Origin of the sequence: Streptomyces sp. NPDC087420, from assembly GCF_044744165.1 — a bacterium.
GTDB lineage: Bacteria > Actinomycetota > Actinomycetes > Streptomycetales > Streptomycetaceae > Streptomyces.
In genome coordinates this window covers 1-18229 of record NZ_JBIUXU010000013.1, presented here as the reverse complement: position 1 = coordinate 18229, position 18229 = coordinate 1, and the positions used below count along the sequence as shown (strand labels likewise).

At 72.0% G+C, this 18229-nt stretch carries 18 protein-coding genes; 14 read left to right on the top strand and 4 right to left on the bottom strand.

Going from position 1 to position 18229, the window contains the following annotated elements:
- Positions 1-59: 59 nt before the first annotated feature.
- The 4 genes from ACIO1C_RS26215 (at position 60) to ilvD (ending at position 4530) form a co-directional block, all read left to right on the top strand.
- On the top strand, positions 60-995 hold the full coding sequence (locus ACIO1C_RS26215) for a Ppx/GppA family phosphatase (RefSeq protein WP_401867525.1): 936 nt from the start codon (positions 60-62) through the stop codon (positions 993-995).
- Positions 996-1014: 19 nt separating this feature from the next.
- Positions 1015-1896, top strand: a complete 882-nt coding sequence (locus ACIO1C_RS26210) for a sugar phosphate isomerase/epimerase family protein (RefSeq protein WP_401867522.1) — start codon at positions 1015-1017, stop codon at positions 1894-1896.
- Positions 1893-2510: a TetR family transcriptional regulator gene (locus ACIO1C_RS26205; RefSeq protein WP_401867519.1), complete on the top strand. Its 618-nt coding sequence runs from the start codon at positions 1893-1895 to the stop codon at positions 2508-2510. Before ACIO1C_RS26210 ends, ACIO1C_RS26205 begins: the two co-directional genes overlap by 4 nt.
- Positions 2511-2679: 169 nt before the next feature.
- A complete protein-coding gene (gene ilvD / locus ACIO1C_RS26200; RefSeq protein WP_401867516.1) occupies positions 2680-4530 on the top strand; it encodes a dihydroxy-acid dehydratase in 1851 nt (616 codons plus the stop codon).
- Positions 4531-4630: 100 nt separating this feature from the next.
- Here the strand turns inward: ilvD and ACIO1C_RS26195 are convergent, their stop codons facing one another.
- Positions 4631-6835, bottom strand: coding sequence for a PQQ-binding-like beta-propeller repeat protein (locus ACIO1C_RS26195; RefSeq protein WP_401867513.1), 2205 nt, complete (start codon positions 6833-6835; stop codon positions 4631-4633).
- 124 nt (positions 6836-6959) lie between these two features.
- Between ACIO1C_RS26195 and ACIO1C_RS26190 the strand changes: the two genes are divergently transcribed.
- The 5 genes from ACIO1C_RS26190 to ACIO1C_RS26170 all read left to right on the top strand — a co-directional run bounded on the left by ACIO1C_RS26190 (position 6960) and on the right by ACIO1C_RS26170 (position 10944).
- Positions 6960-7268, top strand: coding sequence for an SH3 domain-containing protein (locus tag ACIO1C_RS26190; RefSeq protein WP_401867510.1), 309 nt, complete (start codon positions 6960-6962; stop codon positions 7266-7268).
- A 73-nt stretch (positions 7269-7341) separates the two neighbouring features.
- Positions 7342-7947 (top strand): hypothetical protein, encoded by a 606-nt coding sequence (locus ACIO1C_RS26185; RefSeq protein ID WP_401867508.1) that lies wholly within the window; start codon positions 7342-7344, stop codon positions 7945-7947.
- A gap of 79 nt (positions 7948-8026) precedes the next feature.
- The gene (locus ACIO1C_RS26180; RefSeq protein WP_401867506.1) at positions 8027-8800 is read left to right on the top strand and encodes a class I SAM-dependent methyltransferase; all 774 of its coding nucleotides are present in this window, start codon (positions 8027-8029) and stop codon (positions 8798-8800) included.
- Positions 8801-8843: 43 nt separating this feature from the next.
- Positions 8844-9716, top strand: coding sequence for an RNA polymerase sigma factor SigJ (sigJ, locus tag ACIO1C_RS26175; protein WP_401867505.1), 873 nt, complete (start codon positions 8844-8846; stop codon positions 9714-9716).
- Positions 9717-9792: 76 nt separating this feature from the next.
- A complete protein-coding gene (locus tag ACIO1C_RS26170) occupies positions 9793-10944 on the top strand; it encodes an NAD(P)/FAD-dependent oxidoreductase (protein ID WP_401867502.1) in 1152 nt (383 codons plus the stop codon).
- A 127-nt stretch (positions 10945-11071) separates the two neighbouring features.
- Here the strand turns inward: ACIO1C_RS26170 and ACIO1C_RS26165 are convergent, their stop codons facing one another.
- Positions 11072-11482 (bottom strand): hypothetical protein, encoded by a 411-nt coding sequence (locus tag ACIO1C_RS26165; RefSeq protein WP_401867501.1) that lies wholly within the window; start codon positions 11480-11482, stop codon positions 11072-11074.
- A 412-nt stretch (positions 11483-11894) separates the two neighbouring features.
- On the opposite strand from ACIO1C_RS26165, the gene ACIO1C_RS26160 reads away from it, so the two are divergent.
- The 4 genes from ACIO1C_RS26160 (at position 11895) to proC (ending at position 14913) form a co-directional block, all read left to right on the top strand.
- Positions 11895-12260 (top strand): hypothetical protein, encoded by a 366-nt coding sequence (locus tag ACIO1C_RS26160; protein ID WP_401867498.1) that lies wholly within the window; start codon positions 11895-11897, stop codon positions 12258-12260.
- A 120-nt stretch (positions 12261-12380) separates the two neighbouring features.
- Positions 12381-13148, top strand: a complete 768-nt coding sequence (locus tag ACIO1C_RS26155) for an ABC transporter ATP-binding protein (protein WP_401867496.1) — start codon at positions 12381-12383, stop codon at positions 13146-13148.
- Entirely contained in the window at positions 13145-13969 is an 825-nt protein-coding gene (locus ACIO1C_RS26150) for an ABC transporter permease (protein WP_401867494.1), read from the top strand. Before ACIO1C_RS26155 ends, ACIO1C_RS26150 begins: the two co-directional genes overlap by 4 nt.
- Before the next feature lie 134 nt (positions 13970-14103).
- Complete coding sequence (gene proC / locus ACIO1C_RS26145) at positions 14104-14913, top strand: pyrroline-5-carboxylate reductase (RefSeq protein ID WP_401867491.1); 810 nt, start codon at positions 14104-14106, stop codon at positions 14911-14913.
- A gap of 15 nt (positions 14914-14928) precedes the next feature.
- Here proC and ACIO1C_RS26140 read toward each other — a convergent pair whose 3' ends face one another.
- Entirely contained in the window at positions 14929-15519 is a 591-nt protein-coding gene (locus ACIO1C_RS26140) for a cysteine hydrolase family protein (protein ID WP_401867488.1), read from the bottom strand.
- A 93-nt stretch (positions 15520-15612) separates the two neighbouring features.
- On the opposite strand from ACIO1C_RS26140, the gene ACIO1C_RS26135 reads away from it, so the two are divergent.
- Complete coding sequence (locus tag ACIO1C_RS26135) at positions 15613-16626, top strand: GlxA family transcriptional regulator (protein WP_401867485.1); 1014 nt, start codon at positions 15613-15615, stop codon at positions 16624-16626.
- Here the strand turns inward: ACIO1C_RS26135 and trpS are convergent.
- Positions 16593-17591 carry a tryptophan--tRNA ligase gene (gene trpS / locus ACIO1C_RS26130; protein WP_401867482.1) on the bottom strand — a complete coding sequence of 333 codons (999 nt, stop codon included), beginning with the start codon at positions 17589-17591 and terminating at the stop codon, positions 16593-16595. The genes ACIO1C_RS26135 and trpS overlap by 34 nt on opposite strands.
- Positions 17592-18229 lie beyond the last annotated feature (638 nt).

The window sequence follows — 18229 nt, the reverse complement described above, 5'->3', positions numbered from 1 at the left end:
GCCTTTTTCGTCTTTGGCACGGGTCCAGCGTATGCCGCGGCGGCAGTAGCGTTCGGTCCATGAGACTCGGAGTCCTCGACGTCGGTTCGAACACCGTTCATCTGCTGGCGGTCGACGCCCACCGCGGCGCCCGGCCCCTGCCCGCGTATTCGCACAAGGCCGAGCTGCGCCTCGCCGAACTCCTCGACGGCGACGGCGCCATCGGGCCCGTCGGCCTCGACCGCCTCGTGACGACGATCGCCGGAGCGCTCCAGGCCGCCGAGGACAAGGGCTGCGAGGACGTCCTGGCCTTCGCGACCTCCGCCGTACGGGAGGCCAGCAACGCCGATCTGGTCCTCGGGCGCGTCAAGGCCGAGACCGGGGTGGATCTTGAGGTGCTCACCGGCCGCCAGGAGGCCCGGCTGACCTTCCTCGCCGCCCGCCGCTGGTTCGGCTGGTCCGCCGGGAAGCTGCTGGTCCTGGACATCGGCGGCGGGTCGCTGGAGATCGCGTTCGGCCTGGACGAGGAGCCGGACGCCACGGTCTCGCTGCCGCTGGGCGCGGGCCGCCTCACCGCGGGGTGGCTGCCCGGCGATCCCCCCGACCCCCAGGACGTACGGGCGCTGCGCCGCCACGTACGCGCCGAGATCGCCCGTACGGTCGGAGAGTTCGCGCGGTTCGGCAAGCCCGACCACGTCGTGGCGACCTCCAAGACCTTCCGCCAGCTCGCCAGGATCGCCGGCGCGGCGCGCTCCGCAGAGGGGCTCTACGTACAGCGCGAACTGAGTCGTTCGTCACTGGAGGAGTGGGTTCCGAAGCTCGCCGGCATGACCACGCTCCGGCGCGCCGCCCTGCCCGGTGTCTCCGACGGCAGATCCGCGCAACTGCTGGCCGGAGCGCTCGTCGCGGAGGGCGCGATGGATCTCCTGGGGGTCGAGGTGCTGGAGATCTGCCCCTGGGCGTTGCGCGAGGGCGTCATCCTGAACCGGCTGGATCATCTCCCGACCACCCGGTAACGGCCCGTAGGCTGTCTCCGTGGCAGAACCAGTGGTGCGCATCCCGGATGCGAAGGTCGCCCTGTCGACGGCCTCGGTCTATCCCGAGTCCACGGCAACGGCTTTCGAGATCGCCGCGCGCCTGGGCTACGACGGTGTCGAGGTCATGGTCTGGACCGATCCCGTCAGCCAGGACATCGAGGCGCTGCGCCGCCTCTCCGACCATCACGGGATCCCGATACTCGCGGTGCACGCCCCCTGCCTGCTCATCACCCAGCGGGTCTGGTCGACCGACCCGTGGGTGAAGCTCCGGCGGGCCAGGGCGGCGGCCGAGAAGCTCGGCGCGTCGACGGTGGTCGTCCACCCGCCGTTCCGCTGGCAGCGTCAGTACTCGCGCGACTTCGTCGAGGGCATCTGGCGGATGGCGGACGAGACGGACGTACGGTTCGCGGTCGAGAACATGTATCCGTGGCGGTACCGGGACCGCGAGATGCTCGCGTACGCCCCCGACTGGGACGTCACCAAGGACGACTACCGGCACTTCACCATCGACCTCTCGCACACCGCGACCGCCCGCAACGACGCCCTGGAGATGGCCGGGCGGATGGGCGACCGGCTGGGGCACGTCCACCTCGCGGACGGCAACGGCTCGGCGAAGGACGAGCACCTGGTGCCGGGGCGCGGCTCGCAGCCCTGCGCCGAGCTGCTGGAGCGCCTGGCGGGCAGCGCGTTCGACGGACATGTGGTGATCGAGGTCAACACCCGGCGCGCGATGTCCGCGGCCGAGCGCGAGTCCGATCTGGCGGAGGCGCTGGCCTTCACGCGGCTGCATCTGGCGTCGTCGTCGGCCGGACCCGTGACACCCCCGGGGGCCCCGTCCTCTTCCTCCTCCTCTTCCTCGGCGGGGGCGCGTCCTTCATGACCGACACGGCTCCGCGCCGCCGCGGACGCCCCGCGCGCGACGGGTCCGCGACCGGCCCCGGCACCCGGGAGAAGATCCTGGAGGCCGCCCGTACGGAATTCGCCGAAAACGGCTACGACAAGACCTCCGTACGAGGCATCGCGAAGGCCGCGGGCGTCGACCCCGCCCTCGTACACCACTACTTCGGTACGAAGGACGAGGTCTTCGGCGCCGCCGTCGAGGTCTCCTTCGAGCCGGCCCTGTTGCTGCCGCAGTTGCTGGCCGGTGGCACGGAAGGGCTCGGCGAGCGGCTGGCCCGCTTCTTCCTCGGCGTGTGGGAGAACCCGGTGAGCCGGGCGCCGCTCCTCGCGATCGTCCGCTCCGCGCTGACGCACGAGGCGGCGGCGAAGATCGTACGTACGTTCGTGCTGCAACGGCTTCTCGAGCGGATCGCGGAGGAGCTGGACGTACCGGACCCGACGTTCCGCGCGGAGCTGGCCGCCTCGCAGATGGTCGGCATCGTGTTCCTGCGCTATGTGATCCAGGCGGAGCCGCTCGCGTCGGTGCCTCCTGAGGAGATTGTGGCGATGGTGGCGCCGACGCTCCAGCGGTACTTGACGGGCGCGGGCGCCTGAGCCGGGGCGTGAGCGGCGCGTGCGCGCGCCTGAGCCGGGGCGTGACCGGAAATGTGGGCAGTCGTTCCGTATTGCGGACAACCTGTCCAGATCCTGGAGCCGGGGCGTACGCTCGTAGACAGTCATTTTCGACCCCGGATCCGAGGATTCACCGAAGGAGCGAGCGACGATGCCCGAGCTGAGGTCCCGCACTGTCACCCACGGCCGGAACATGGCAGGCGCACGTGCCCTGATGCGGGCGTCCGGGGTGGCGAGCGCGGACATCGGCAAGCCGATCATCGCCGTGGCCAACTCCTTCACCGAGTTCGTCCCCGGGCACACCCACCTCGCCCCGGTCGGCCGGATCGTCTCCGAGGCGATCAAGGCCGCGGGCGCCGTGCCGCGCGAGTTCAACACGATCGCCGTGGACGACGGCATCGCGATGGGCCACGGCGGCATGCTCTACAGCCTGCCGTCCCGCGACCTGATCGCCGACTCCGTCGAGTACATGGTCGAGGCGCACTGCGCGGACGCGCTGATCTGCATCTCCAACTGCGACAAGATCACCCCGGGCATGCTGAACGCCGCGCTGCGCCTCAACATCCCGACGGTCTTCGTCTCCGGCGGTCCGATGGAGGCCGGCCGGGCGACCCTGGTCGACGGTACGGTCCGCAAGCTCGACCTGATCAACGCGATCTCGGACGCCGTCAACGAGTCGGTCTCGGACGAGGACATCCTCCGTATCGAGGAGAACGCCTGCCCGACCTGCGGCTCCTGTTCCGGCATGTTCACCGCCAACTCGATGAACTGCCTGACGGAGGCCATGGGCCTGTCGCTGCCCGGCAACGGCTCGGTGCTCGCCACGCACACCGCCCGCAAGGCGCTGTACGAGAACGCGGGCCGTACGGTCGTCGAGATCACCAAGCGCTACTACGAGCAGGACGACGCGTCCGTCCTGCCCCGCGCCATCGCCACCCGCGCGGCCTTCGACAACGCCATGGCCCTCGACATCGCCATGGGCGGCTCGACCAACACGATCCTGCACCTGCTCGCCGCCGCGCAGGAGGCCGAGCTGGACTACGACCTCGCCGACATCGACGCCGTCTCGCGCCGCGTCCCGTGCCTGTCCAAGGTCGCGCCGAACGTCGCCCCCGGCGGCACGTATTACATGGAGGACATCCACCGCGCCGGCGGCATCCCCGCCATCCTCGGTGAGCTGTACCGCGGCGGGCTGCTCCACGAGGACGTGCACACCGTCCACTCGCCCGGCATCAAGCCGTGGCTGGAGACGTGGGACGTGCGCGGCGGCTCGCCGTCCGAGGAGGCCGTCGAGCTGTGGCACGCGGCGCCCGGCTGCGTCCGCTCCGCCGAGGCCTTCTCGCAGTCCGAGCGCTGGGACACCCTCGACACGGACGCGGCGGGCGGCTGCATCCGCGACGTGGCACACGCGTACAGCAAGGACGGCGGACTCGCGGTCCTCAAGGGCAACCTCGCCGTCGACGGCTGTGTGGTGAAGACGGCCGGCGTGGACGAGTCGATCTGGACCTTCGAGGGTCCCGCCGTCGTCTGCGAGTCGCAGGACGAGGCCGTGGAGAAGATCCTCCGTAAGGAGATCGCGGAGGGCGATGTGATCGTCATCCGGTACGAGGGTCCGCGCGGCGGCCCCGGTATGCAGGAGATGCTCTACCCCACGTCGTACTTGAAGGGCCGCGGCCTCGGCAAGGCCTGCGCCCTGGTCACCGACGGCCGCTTCTCCGGTGGTACGTCGGGTCTGTCGATCGGGCACGCGTCGCCGGAGGCGGCCTCGGGCGGCACGATCGCGCTGGTCCACGACGGAGACCGGATCCGGATCGACATCCCGAACCGCTCGATCGACCTGCTCGTCCCGGAGGGGGAGCTGGAGACGCGGCGGGCGGCTCTGGGCGGGGTGTACGCGCCGGTCGGCCGCGAGCGCAAGGTCTCGGCGGCGCTGCGGGCGTACGCGGCGATGGCGACGAGCGCGGACAAGGGCGCGGTGCGGGACGTCTCGCGACTGGGCTGACTGCTCTTACCGGGTTGACTGCTCTTTTGACGGCTGTGGGCCCCGTCCCCCGAAATGTTTCTGGGGGGCGGGGCCCACAGCCGTTGTCACGTACCGCGTGTCACCAGCGCGAGGGGTCGCGGCTGTCGACGGCGAAGACGGAACCGTCGGGGGCGCTGGCGTACACCCGGCCCGGTACGGCGACCGGCGCGGCCAGCGTGGCGGTGAACGTGTGCCGCCCGTCGTCCATCCGGGGCTTGGTCTCGCCCTCCAGCACCCCGCGCCGCGCGTCCACCGCGAGCAGCCGTCCGTCTCCCGCGCTGAGGTAGAGGCGCCCGTCCAGGACCACCGGGGCCGACGTCCACGCGACGGAGGTCTCCAGCCGCCAGCGCTCGGCTGCCCCGTTCCCCCCGTTCCCCCCGCCTCCTTCGGTCGCGACGGCCACCAGCGACCCCGAGTAGCCGATGAGGTAGACGGTGTCCCCGGCGACGGTGGCCTGGGCCTGGTCGAGCGGTGAGGAGAGCGGGACGCGCCGTACGTCACGGGTCGCCGTGTCCAGCCGTACGACTCCGACCGTCATGCTGTCGAGGTTGCCGGCGAGCAGGAACAGCGCGCCGTCCGACGCGGACACCGGGGTCAGCGTGCCGGTGATCCGTTTCTCCCAGCGCAGGGCGCCGGTCGCGGGATCGACCGAACTGACCTGGGTGGAGGCGCCGTCGGACGACGTCGTCACGGCGAACAGATCGCTGTCCGATCCGGAGCCCCCGCCGTCCGTCGCCACCCAGAGTGAGCCCGGTCCGCCCCTCGGCTCCGTCCAGCGTTCCTTGCCCGTTCCGCTGTCGAGGGAGCGGACCGTGCCGTCGTCGGCCACGAGCAGGACCGAGTCACCGGCGTGGCGCACGACGGGGTACGAGGACAGGTCGACGTCCCAGCGCTTCGCGCCCGAGGCGGGGTCGAGCGCCTCCAGGCGGCCACCGTCACCGTTTTTGGTGATGACGTGCAGGAGGCCGCCCGACAGGACGGGCGCCGCGCCGCCCGCGCCGTCCGTCGCCGTGCCGGTGTTCTTCTTCGACCAGTCGAGGTGGCCGTTCAGCGGGTCGAGCCGGGCCGCCTTGATGCCGGGGGCCGCGCAGTAGACGCCCGTAGCGTCCGCCGCGCAGGCGGGTATGCGGTTCTCGCCCGTGCCGCCCCGCAGTCGAAGGTCCCAGGGGCTGAACTTCCGCTCCGTGGGACCCACGTGGCCGGGGCGCGCCTTCGCGGGCGCCGGGCCGGGCCCGTCACCGGCCGCGTGCATCCCCACCAGACCCGCTCCCGCCACCACGGCCAGGACGGCGGCGATCGCGGCCCAACGGGTGCGCGGACCGCGGCGGTTGAGCGACAGCACGGTCCACGGACGGCCGCCGCCGGACCGGCCGGCCTTGGGATGGGTGGTGGGGGTCGGGTCGCCGCCGTCGGTCCAGGGCTTCCGGCTCGGCGGCACGAGCGCGGTCGCCGACCCCTTCGGATTCATACGCAGCGCGGTCATCAACTCGTCGGGCGTCGGCCGGTCGGCCGGCTCCTTCGCCAGACAGCGGGCGATCAGGGGCTGGACGCTCTCGGGCACGCCCGACAGGTCCGGCTCGTCGTGCACGACCTGGTACGCGACGATGTACGGGCTGTCCGAGTCGAACGGCCCCTTGCCGGTCGCCGCGTGGACGAGCACCGCGCCCATCGCGAACACGTCGGCCGCCGGGCCGACTTCACGCGGTCGCTGGAACTGCTCCGGCGCCATGAACGGCGGGGTGCCGATCAACCGGCCCGTCTCCGTGTGCAGATCGCTGTCCGTGGGACGCGAGATGCCGAAGTCGATGACCTTGGGACCGTCCGCCGCGAGCAGGACGTTGCTGGGCTTGAGGTCGCGGTGCACCACACCGGCCCGGTGGATGTCCCGCAATCCCTCCGCCAGGCCCGCACCGAGCTGAATCAGCTCGTCCGTGCTCAGCGGCCCGCTCCGCTTGACCCGCTCGGAGAGGGTCGGGCCGTCGATGAACAGCGTGGCCATCCACGGCCGTTCGGCCTCCGGGTCGGCGTCCACGACGGGCGCGGTGAACGCGCCGCTGACCCGGCGGGCGGCTGTGATCTCCTGACGGAAACGGGCTCTGAACTCGGGATCCGAGGCGTGGTTGGAGTGAATGATCTTGACGGCCAGGCGCAACCCCGAAGCGGATGTGGCCAGATGGACCGCACCCATTCCACCCGAACCCAGGTCGGATTCGAGCAGGTAGCGACCGGCGTATTCCGGACGCTCTGCTTCCGGGGCCTGCCCGGTGTTGCGCAGTGGTGGCATCGCCCACCCCCGTGTGTTCGTGCGCAAGCGCGACGCACGGAGCCTAGTCGATGATGCGTGCGATCCAGCCAGGGGTTGCTAGCCTGCGCGGCGCAGGGTGCGCACCTTCAATGGGGGAGGACACATGTCGATCGAAGAGGCGGAGAACACTCCGGTGGCCGTGGAAGCGACGGCCGCGACGACGGCCACGCGGTACCCGGTCGCGCCGGGCTACCGGGTGAACGTCCGCAGCGGGCCGGGGACGAGCTACCAGATCGTGCGGGTGCTGGCGTACGGCGCGAGTGTGCCGATCAACTGCCAGAAGCCGGGGGAATGGATCTCGGGGCCGTACGGGACGACGAACCTCTGGGACTGCATCGCCAACGGTCAGTTCGTCTCGGACTCGTACGTCCACACGGGCTCCGACGGATACGTGGCGCCGCACTGCTCCTGACGCCGCCCCGTGCGCACGGTGACACGACCGTCACCGTGCGCACGGCGGGATCCGGCCAGGGATACTCGATCCCGTGAGCGAGCACACCGAACGACCCGAGCGCACCACCGACACGACGACGGCGGCCACGGCCACGGCGGCCACCGAGACCACGGGCGGTGGTAACGGCGGCGGTCCCGCAGGCGGTCCCGCAGGCGGTCCCGAGCCCGAGACGCTGCCCTTCTTCGGCACGACCTGGCTCGGCCACGACGGCGTCTACGGTCTCCGCCGGGTCGGGGCGGCCGTCGGCTCGCTGGCCGCCGCGGTGGCCGCGTGCTTCGTGCTCAACTTCGCGTACGAGGGGCTGGCGATCGCGGGCGTGGGCGGCTTCGTGGACGTCCTGCTGGTGGTGATGTTCGCGGTGTGCAGCGCGCTCGCGTTCCGCCAGACGTGGGCGGGCTTCTCCCGCCGCCCGGTGGACCCGGACCGTGACGCGTCCCTGCGCAGTCTCAAGATGATCGGCTTTGTCGGCTCGCTGCTCGCGTACTTCGTACGCTCGCTCACCGAGGCCCCGGGCGAGAGCCTGCGCCGCCGCGAGTACGAGACGGCGGTCACCGAGTACGAACGCCGCAGGACGGCCCGTACCGGCAACCCGGCCGCCCGCCGCGCGGGTAAGGGCCGCAAGCCCAAACGCCGCTAGAACAAGGCGCATCAGAACAAGGCGCACCGGAACTAGGCGCACCGGGAACAAGGCGCATCGGAAGAAGGCTCAGGACAGGATGGGTCGTATGAACGAGCGCGCTCTTTCCTTCGATGCCGTCGCCGAGCAGTACGACACCGCCCGCCCCGGCTACCCGCCCGCCCTCTTCGACACGATCGAGGCCGTGACGGGCCGCCCCCTGCGGGGCTCGCGTGTCGTGGACGTCGGCGCGGGCACCGGCATCGCCACCCGGCTGCTGCGGGAGCGCGGCGCGCACGTCGTCGCCGTCGAACCCGGTCCCGGCATGGCGGCCCGGCTGCGCCTCTCCGTGCCCGGCGTGCCGCTCGTGCGCGGTTTCGGGGACGCCCTGCCCCTCGCCGACGCGACCGCCGACCTCATCACGTACGCCCAGGCCTGGCACTGGACCGACCCGGCCCGGTCCCTCCCCGAGGCGATGCGGGTCCTGCGCCCGGGCGGCGCGCTCGCCCTGTGGTGGAACGTCTCGGACCGCGCCGTGCCCTGGATCGCCGAGCAGGACGCCCGGCTGCGGGAGGAGGCGGGCGGTCCGGCCCACGGAGCCCACGGCACGGGAGCGCGCGACCGGCACGTGCCGACGGGGCCGAAGACCGTACGGCGCCAGGTGCCCTGGTCCCGCCGCGTCCCCCTGGCCACGCACCTGGACAACCTGGGCAGCCACTCCGTCTTCCGCGTGCTGGGCGACGAGGCCACGACCGCATTCCTCGGCCGGGAGCGCGACGAACTGCTGAGGCTTTTCCCCGACGGGACGGTGGAGGAGTCGTACGTGGTCGAGTTGACCCTCACGTTTCGGCCCCCTGCGCCGTCTTCCCGGTAGAAGCGAAAATCCAGCAGGACACCCGGGGAGAGGAGCCCACCCCATGGCAGACCCGGCCGAATTCGAAGAGCAGCGCACCCGACTGTGGGCGATCGCGTACCGCGTCACGGGCTCCGTCGCGGACGCGGACGACGCGGTGCAGGAGACCTGGCTGCGCTGGCAGGGGCTGCCGGACGGCGAGGTCCACGACCCCCGGGCTTATCTGACGACCGTGGTCAGCCGGATCTGTTACGACCAGCTCGGCTCGGCGCGCGCCCGGCGCGAGGTGTACGTCGGCCCCTGGCTCCCCGAGCCCGTGGTCACCGAGTCGGGGCCCGAGGAGCGGGCGACGCTCGACGAGTCCGTCGGGGTGGCCCTGCTCACCGTGCTGGAGCGGCTGACTCCGGCGGAGCGGACGGCGCTCATCCTGCACGACGTGTTCGCGGTGCCGTTCCCGGAGATCGCGGAGGTCGTCGGCCGTACGCCCGATTCCGTACGGCAGCTGGCCTCCCGCGCCCGCCGCCGGGTCCGCGCCGAGGCCCCGCGCCGCTCGGTCGACCGGGACGAGCACCGCAGGGCCGTGGACGCCTTCCTCGCCGCGGTGATGGGCGGGGACTTCGACGGGCTGCTCCGGATCCTCGACCCGGACGTGGTGTGGCGCTCCGACGGCGGCGGCCTCGTCACGGCGGCCCGCCTCCCGGTCCTCGGGCACGAGAAGGCCGCCCGTTTTGCCGTACGCCTCACCCGTGGCTACGACCCGGAGACGATGTCCGTGCTCGCGCGGGACGTGAACGGCGCCCCTGGCCTGATCCTCACCGACCCCACCGGCGCCCCGTCCGTGGTCTTCGCCTTCACCGTGCACGGCGGCCGGATCACGGGGATCGACGCGATACTCAACCCGGAGAAGCTGCGACACCTCACCCTTCCCGCCCGCTGACCTTCACCGTCCCGTCCGGACCGGCCTCAGGACGGGGGGAGTGTCACACCCGGAGGGGCTGTGTCGTCCCCCTTGCATGACGCTCCCACGGACACAGAACACCACCGGCCCCTCGTCCGACCGTCCCTCCTCCGCCCACCACGTCGTTGTCCTCGGCGCGGGATACGGCGGCCTGATGGCCGCCCTCCGTCTCGCCCCGCACACCCGGGTCACACTGGTCGACCCGGCCGGACACTTCACCGAACGCGTCCGCCTCCACGAACGGGCCTCCGGGCGCCCCGACGTCACCCACGCGCTCGACGGCTTCCTGCGCGGCACGGGCATCACGCACGTCGCCGCACGGGCGACCCGGCTGGACCTCGCCGCCCGCGAGGTCCACACCGACGACGGACGGGTCCTGCCCTACGACCGTCTGGTCCACGCCCTCGGCAGCCGCACCACCCCCGTCGAGGGGACACAGGCCGACGGTGAGCGCGCCTACACCACCGAGTCCGCCGCCGAACTCCACAAGCGCCTCCTCGAAGGCCCCGGCTCCCTCGCCGTCGTCGGCGGTGGCCTCACCGGCGTCGAGCTGGCCACCGAACTCGCCGAGACCCACCCTGGATGGCGGTTCGGCCTGCACACCGAAGGGGCCGTCGGCGCCGGCCTGTCGGAGCGCGGCCGGGCGCATGTCCGTACGGTGCTGGCCGACCGGGGCGTACGGATCGAGGAGGGCCACCGCGTCGCGGGCCCGGACGCGGTCGACGCGGACGTGGTGCTCTGGGCCGCCTCGATGGTCCCCGCCACCGGCCTCGCCACCGGCGCGGGGATCGCGGTCGACCGGGCCGGCCGGATCACGGTCGACACGGCGCTGCGTTCGGTGTCCCACCCCGAGGTCTACGCCGTGGGCGACTCGGCCGCCGCGCACACCTCCGCCGCCGGCCCCCTGCGCATGGCGTGCGCCACCGCGCTGCCGACGGGCGCGCACGCCGCCGTCGCGATCGCCGCCGACCTGCGCGGCGAAGAGCCGCCGCCGCTGCGCTTCGGCTATGTGCTCCAGTGCGTGAGCCTCGGCCGCCGGGACGGGGTGATCCAGCCGGTCCGGGCCGACGACTCCCCCCGCGCCCGGGTCCTCACCGGCCGCCCGGCCGCCTACGTCAAGGAACAGGTGGTGCTCTCCACCGTCCGCATGCTCCGCCTGGCCTCCCGCCACCCCGCCGCGCTCCGCTACGTCCCCGGCATCGGCTAGGTCGTTTTCCGGCGGATCTTCACGGGGCCGCACCCGGTGGCCGCGCGGGGTCACGGCGCAGCACCGACTTTTCACGCCAACCGCAAAGGAACTACGTGCCGTTCGGGTTGTCGTTCGCGGACACGCCCTAGGCCTTGCAGGCGGTGACCGCCGCCGCGGCGGCGGTGACGGCGGAGGCGTTGGCGGCGACCGCCGCGTCGGCGGAGGTGACGGCCGCGGCCGCGGTGGCGGTGGCGGTCGTGGCGGCGGCGGCGACGGCGGCCGCGTCCGGCGGGACGGCGGCCAGGGCCGCGGTGAGGGTCTTGAGGGCTGCCGCGGCGCCGGCCGCGTCCGCCGCGGCGGCGACCGCGGCGGTACGGGCATTGGTCACGGCGGCTTCGGTGGTGGTCGTGGCGGCGGCGCAGGTGACGGGGTCGGGGACGGCCGCCCGGTGCGAGGAGGCCGGGGCGGCGCCGGCGGGAGCCGCGGTGAGCGCGGTGCCGCCCACCGCGAGAACCACGGTGGCCAGGGACGCGAGAGCGATGCGGTGGATCGTCATACGGGACTCCAAAGGCCCGGGCCGACCCGGGACCGGGCCGGCTCACACTGGGAAGAAGATCACCGAAAACCCCCTATGTCCTCCTGGAGATCACGTCCGCGCCGACAAAAACGCCTGGGGCGAAGGCGGTTTGACCATGGGGGAAGCCGGTTCACCACCCTGCCGGGCAGGCCCGCCCTTCTCGCCACGGCCGCGCCTCAGGGCCGTATGGCGGTGCGGGCGGGGGCGGACAACTCCGTTGGATTAGGGCCGTTGGCTGAACAGGCGGTATCGGTCGTTGGGTGCTCTTCTGAGTGCGAGCCACGTCGGCACCCACCGAAGGGGGCCGGCCGAGGCCGGGCCCCGTTGCATCACAACGTGCGCCGCATCGCTGTCGGTTCTCCCGGCACATGCGGGCAAAGGAGACTCCACCGTGAACAGGCAACGGCTCACCGCCCTTCTGGGCGCACCCATCCTCCTCACCGCCGCCCTCCTCGCCCTCGGCACCCCCGCACACGCCGACGCGGGGCCCGCGGGCATCGCGGGTGTGGCAGGCGCCGCGGGCACCGCTCCGAACGGGGATGGGGTCTCCGGCACCGACGGCGGCAACGGCGGGGACGCCTCCGCCCCCTCCGGCGCGGGAGGTGCCGGGGGCGTCGGAGGCGCCGGCGGAGCCGGGGCGGGCACCGGCAACGGAGGAAGCGCGGGCAACGGGGGCAACGCGGGCGTCGGCAACGGCGGTGCCACCGGCGGCGCCGGCGGCCCGGGCGGTGCCGCCTGCTCGGCCGACCAGTTGTGAGCGGGTGCGGCAGACGGCCGCGGTGCACGAAGTAACGACGGACCCCGGATCGGACTTCCCGATCCGGGGTTCCGCTCAACCCCCTTGACGGCGGCAGCCGGTGCTCGCATTATTCATCACATGATGAATTCTTCGGGAGCCGCCGTCCTGGCCCGCGGCCTCACCGTCCGGCGAGGCGACAGGACCGTCCTGCGCGGTCTCGACTTCGCCGTCCCGCCCGGCCGGATCACCGGCCTCCTCGGCCCTTCCGGCTGCGGCAAATCCACCCTGATGCGCTCCGTCGTCGGCACCCAGGCCCAGGTCACCGGCACACTCGACGTCCTCGGCCACCCCGCGGGCCACGCCACCCTCCGCGCCCGCGTCGGCTACGTGACCCAATCCCCCTCCGTCTACGGGGACCTCACGGTCCGCCAGAACCTCGCCTACTTCGCCGCCGTCCTCGACCCAGGCCGCGCCCGCCGCGACGCCCGCGAGGAATCCGTCGCCCGCGCCATCGCCGACGTCGCCCTCGTCTCCCACGCCGACTCGCTCGCGGGACGGCTCTCCGGAGGCCAGCTCAACCGCGTCTCCCTCGCCGTCGCCCTGCTCGGCTCACCCGAACTGCTCGTTCTCGACGAACCGACCGTCGGCCTCGACCCCGTCCTGCGCCGCGACCTCTGGCAGCTCTTCCACCGGATCGCCACCCAGCGCGCCGTCACGATCCTCGTCTCCTCCCACGTCATGGACGAAGCCGAACGCTGCCACCGCCTGCTCCTCATGCGCGACGGCGAGATCCTCGCCGACGACACCCCCGACGCCCTGCGCCGCCGTACGGACTCCGAGAACGTTGAACAAGCCTTCCTCCACCTGGTCGACGAGGCCAACGCACTCGAGGAGAACGCCCGATGAGCACCACGACCCCCCTCACCGGCACCACCGGCGACGGCGGCGCCGCGAGCGCCCCCACCACGGGCTCCCGCCTCAGCGGCACCCTCTCCACCGCCAGGACCCTCGCCACCGCCGCCCGCGTACTGCGCCAACTCCGCCACGACCCGCGCTCGATCGCCCTGATGATCCTCGTCCCGTGCGTGATGCTCTTCCTGCTCCGGTACGTCTTCGACGGCAGCCCGCGCACCTTCGACTCCATCGGCGCCTCGCTGCTCGGCATCTTCCCGCTCATCACCATGTTCCTGGTGACCTCGATCGCCACCCTGCGCGAACGCACCTCGGGCACCCTGGAACGCCTGCTCGCCATGCCCCTCGGCAAGGGCGACCTGATCGCCGGCTACGCCCTCGCCTTCGGCCTGCTCGCCCTCATCCAGTCCACCCTCGCCACCGGCCTCGCCGTCTGGGCCCTCGGCCTCGACGTCGTCGGCTCCCCCTGGCTCCTACTGCTCGTCGCGCTCCTCGACGCCCTGCTCGGCACCGCGCTCGGCCTCTTCGTCTCCGCCTTCGCCGCCTCCGAGTTCCAGGCCGTCCAGTTCATGCCCGCGGTGATCTTCCCCCAGCTGCTGCTGTGCGGACTGTTCACCCCGCGCTCCGCCATGCAGCCCGTCCTGGAGAAGATCTCCGACGTCCTGCCCATGTCGTACGCCGTCGACGGCATGAACCAGGTCCTCCGCCACACCGACATCACCGGCGACTTCGTCCGCGACGCCCTGGTCGTCGCGGGCTGCGCCCTCCTCGTCCTCGCCCTCGGCGCGGCGACCCTCCGCCGCCGCACCGCCTGACCGCCGTACGGCCCGACCCCAGGCCCCCCGACCCGGCGCCCGCCCCTCGGACACCGCCCGCTTCCCACCGCCCCCGGTGCGAGGATGGTCACGTACGACCGCCCCACCCACCCACCGGCGAGGTGACCCCCGTAATGAGCAAGACAGTCGCAGTCCTCGGCACCGGAAAGATCGGCGAGGCGCTGCTCAGCGGCATGATCCGGGCCGGCTGGCGCCCCGCGAACCTCCTGGTCACCACCCGCCGCCCCGAACGGGCCACGGAACTCCACGACCGCCACGGCGTCGAAGCCGTCACCAACGCCGACGCCGCCAAACGCGCCGACACCCTCATCCTCGCCGTCAAACCCCAGGACATGGGCAAGCTCCTCGACGAGCTGGGCCCCCACCTCACCCCCGACCGCCTCGTCATCAGCGCCGCCGCCGGCATCACCACCGCGTTCATCGAGGAACGCCTCGCCACCGGCACCCCCGTCGTGCGCGTCATGCCCAACACCCCCGTCCTCGTGGACGAAGGCATGTCCGTCATCTCCGCCGGCAGCCACGCCCTCGCCGCACACCTCACCCACACCGAAGAGATCTTCGGCGGAGTCGGCAAGACGCTCCGCGTCCCCGAGTCCCAGCAGGACGCGGCCACCGCCCTCTCCGGCTCGGGGCCCGCCTACTTCTACTTCCTCGTCGAGGCCATGACCGACGCCGGCATCCTCCTCGGCCTGCCGCGCGCCCAGGCCCACGACCTCATCGTCCAGGCCGCCATCGGCGCCGCCGTGATGCTCCGCGACAGCGGCGAACACCCCGTGAAGCTCCGCGAAGCCGTGACCTCCCCGGCCGGCACCACCATCAGCGCCATCCGCGAACTGGAGAACCACGGCGTACGCGCCGCCCTCATCGCCGCCCTCGAAGCGGCCCGCGACCGCAGCCGCGAACTCGCCACCGGCAACGGCTGACAGCGGACGAGCCTCTCAACCGGCCGCCGCCACCAGCTCCTCCGTCGTCACGACCTTCGCGAACCCGCCCCCGTGCAACGACACCGCCGTGGCCCGCGACAGCTCGTCCGCCGTGTGCGTCCAGCCGAACGGGCCCTCCAGATCGAACGTGTGCATCGCGTCGAGCGGAAAGAACACCTCGTACCCGAGATTCCCGCCCATCCGCGCGGTCGTCTCGTTGCACATGTTCGTCTGGATCCCCACCACCACGATCTGCCCCACACCCGCGCCCTTGAGCCACGCGTCCAGGTCCGGCTCGCCGTAGAACGCCGAGTTCACGTTCTTCGTCACCAACAGCTCAGCCCCGCTCCCCTTCCCCCGCCGCCGCTCCACGAAGTCCTTGAAGCCGTTCCCCGCGTACCCCGGCCGCAACGGCGACGCCGACTCCTCCACCTGCGTCGAGTCGTGCCGTACGAACACCACCGCCCGCCCGCTCGCCTGCCACACGTCGATCAGCGCGGCGATGTTCCCCTCCGCGTCCGGATTGTTCCGCCGCCCCCAGACCTCCTCCTCAAAACCCTTCTGCACGTCCACGACCACCAGCGCTGCGTTCTCCCGAATCTCCATGCCCCCGATCCTGAGCCGTCCCCCCTCCCGTCGACAGTGACGGCAATGCCGCTCACCGATGGCTTCCTGCCAGCCCTCTGCCAGACTGGCCCCATGGCCTCCCCCTACCGCGTGGCGCTGGTCGCCTTCCCCGGCATCCGCGCGTTCGACGTCTCCGTCATCACCGAGGTGTGGGGCACCGACCGCACCCCCGGCGCCGTCCCGCCCTTCGCCCTCCACCGCACGGCCGCGGCCCCGGACCCCATCGCCATGCCCGGCGGCCTGAGCCTCACCCCCGACCGCCCCCTCACCTGGCTCGCCGACGCCGACCTCGTCGTCGTACCCGGCCTGGAGAGCCCGGACCTCCCCGCCCCCGAACCGGTCCTCGAAGCCCTCCGCACCGCCCACACCGCGGGCACCCCGGTCGCCGCCCTCTGCGCCGGGGCGTTTGTCCTCGCCCAGGCCGGCCTCCTCGACGGCCGCCGCGCCGTCACCCACTGGGCGCTGGCCGACGACCTGCGTACCAGGCACCCCGCCGTCACGGTCGAGGCCGACGCCCTCTTCGTGGAGGACACCACCGGGGCCGGCACCCTCTGGACCTCGGCGGGCACCGCCGCCGGGATCGACCTCTGCCTCCACCTCGTCCGCACCGCCCACGGCGCGGAAGCCGCGGCCACCGTCGCCCGCTCCATGGTCACGGCCCCCTTCCGCACCGGCACCCAGGCCCAGTTCATCGAACGACCCACACCCCGGGCGGACCGCGACGCCGACGCCCTCGCCTCCGTACGGGAACGCGCCCTGCGCCACCTCCCCGACCCGCTCACCGTCGCCGACCTCGCCGCCTGGGCCGGCATGTCACCCCGCTCCTTCGCCCGCCACTTCCACGCGACGACCGGCACCACCCCCCTCCAGTGGCTGATCACCCAACGCCTCGCCGCGGCCCAGAAACTGCTCGAACGGACCGACCTCCCCGTGACCGAGATCGCCCGCCGCACGGGCTTCGGCAGCGAGATCACCATGCGCCAGCACTTCGCACGGAACCTCGCCACCAGCCCCAGCACCTACCGCGCCGCCTTCCGGGCCACGCGCCCCCCTCAGCCCGCCGGCAGCAGCCCGACCGCCCGATAGGCCGCGTCGACCACCGGACGTGCCATCCCCCTCGCCCGCTCCGCGCCCTCCCTCAACACCGCGTCCACCTGGCCGGGATCCGCCGCCAGGACCGCATGCCGCTCGCGCAACGGCCGGAGAACCTCGACCACAGCGTCCGCGGTGTCCTTCTTCAGTGCGCCGTACGACTCATATACACCGGCCAGGTCGATCGGGTTCCCGTTCTCGCACGCCGCGAGAATCTCCAGCAGATTCGCCACCCCCGGGCTGGTCTCCCGGTCGTACCCGACCACGGATCCGCTGTCGGTCACGGCCCGCATGATCTTCTTCCGCACCACGTCGGGCTCGTCCAGCAGATAGACGATCCCGGCGCCGGACTCATGGGACTTGCCCATCTTCGACGTCGGGTCCTGGAGATTCATGACCCGCGCCGCCACCGGCGGACGCGTGGCCTTCGGAATCGCGAACGTGTGCCCGTACCGCTGGTTGAACCGCACGGCCAGATCCCGCGTCAGCTCCACGTGCTGCGTCTGGTCCTCACCCACCGGTACCTCGTCGGTCCGGTAGGCCAGGATGTCCGCCGCCATCAGCACCGGATACGACAGGAGGGAGAACCGCACGCTCTCCCCGGACGTCCGCGCCTCGGCGCTCTTCTCCTTGTACTGGATCATGCGCCGCAGCTCGCCGTCGGTCGCCGTGCACTCCAGCAGGTACGACAGCCGGGTGTGCTCGTCCACATGACTCTGTACGAATACGGTGCACAGGTCAGGGTCCAGCCCGGCCGCCAGCAACAGCGTGGCGGCCTGCCGGGTGAGTCTGCGCACGCGGGCCGGATCGTGTTCGACCGTCAGCGCATGGAGATCCACCACGCTGAACAGCGCGTCCGACTGGTGCTGGTCGACCTCGACCCACCGTCGTACGGCCCCGAGGTAGTTGCCCAGCGTCAGATGCCCCGTGGGCTTGATCCCGCTGAAGATCCGTGTCATCCCGAATCACCCTCCTGATCGGAGCCACCGCCCGTGCGGCCGGCTCCCGGGGGGAGAAACGCGAACGGCCGCCGAAAGCGGCGGCCGTTGAGTACATGCGTGGGGGGCGGCCGCCGTCAGGCGGTCCACCACTGAAGGATGCACGCATGCGTTGTCATGGCCCCAAGACTAGCCGCAGGACCTCGATTTGACACGCGCTACACACCTCCGTAATGTGCTGCGAGCTGTCCGACGTGAGCACCGGCTAGGTCCGGTCCCCGGGCAGTCATTCCGCAGGACACACGACAAACGAGCGACAACAGGTCGCCTTGTTTTGCGTGCGCCTTTGCGAAATGAGGAATCCGCGTTCGAAGGGACGCGGCCCCGATTAGCGTCGGGACCAGTGATTCCGCTAAAGTCTCACTCGTCGGAACGGCCGAAGGGCCGGGATGACAAGCCCCCCTCTGACTGGGAATCAGGCCCGAAAGGTTCTGGTAGAGTCAGAATCGCTGGAAAGGGAAACGCGAAAGCGGAAACCTGGAAGGCGGCCCCGCCGGCCGGGGGAATCGGATACGAAAGCATCTGATAGAGTCGGAAACGCAAGAACAGAACAACAGCAACACAAAATGAAGTACCGAAGGGAAGCGCCCGGAGGGCCC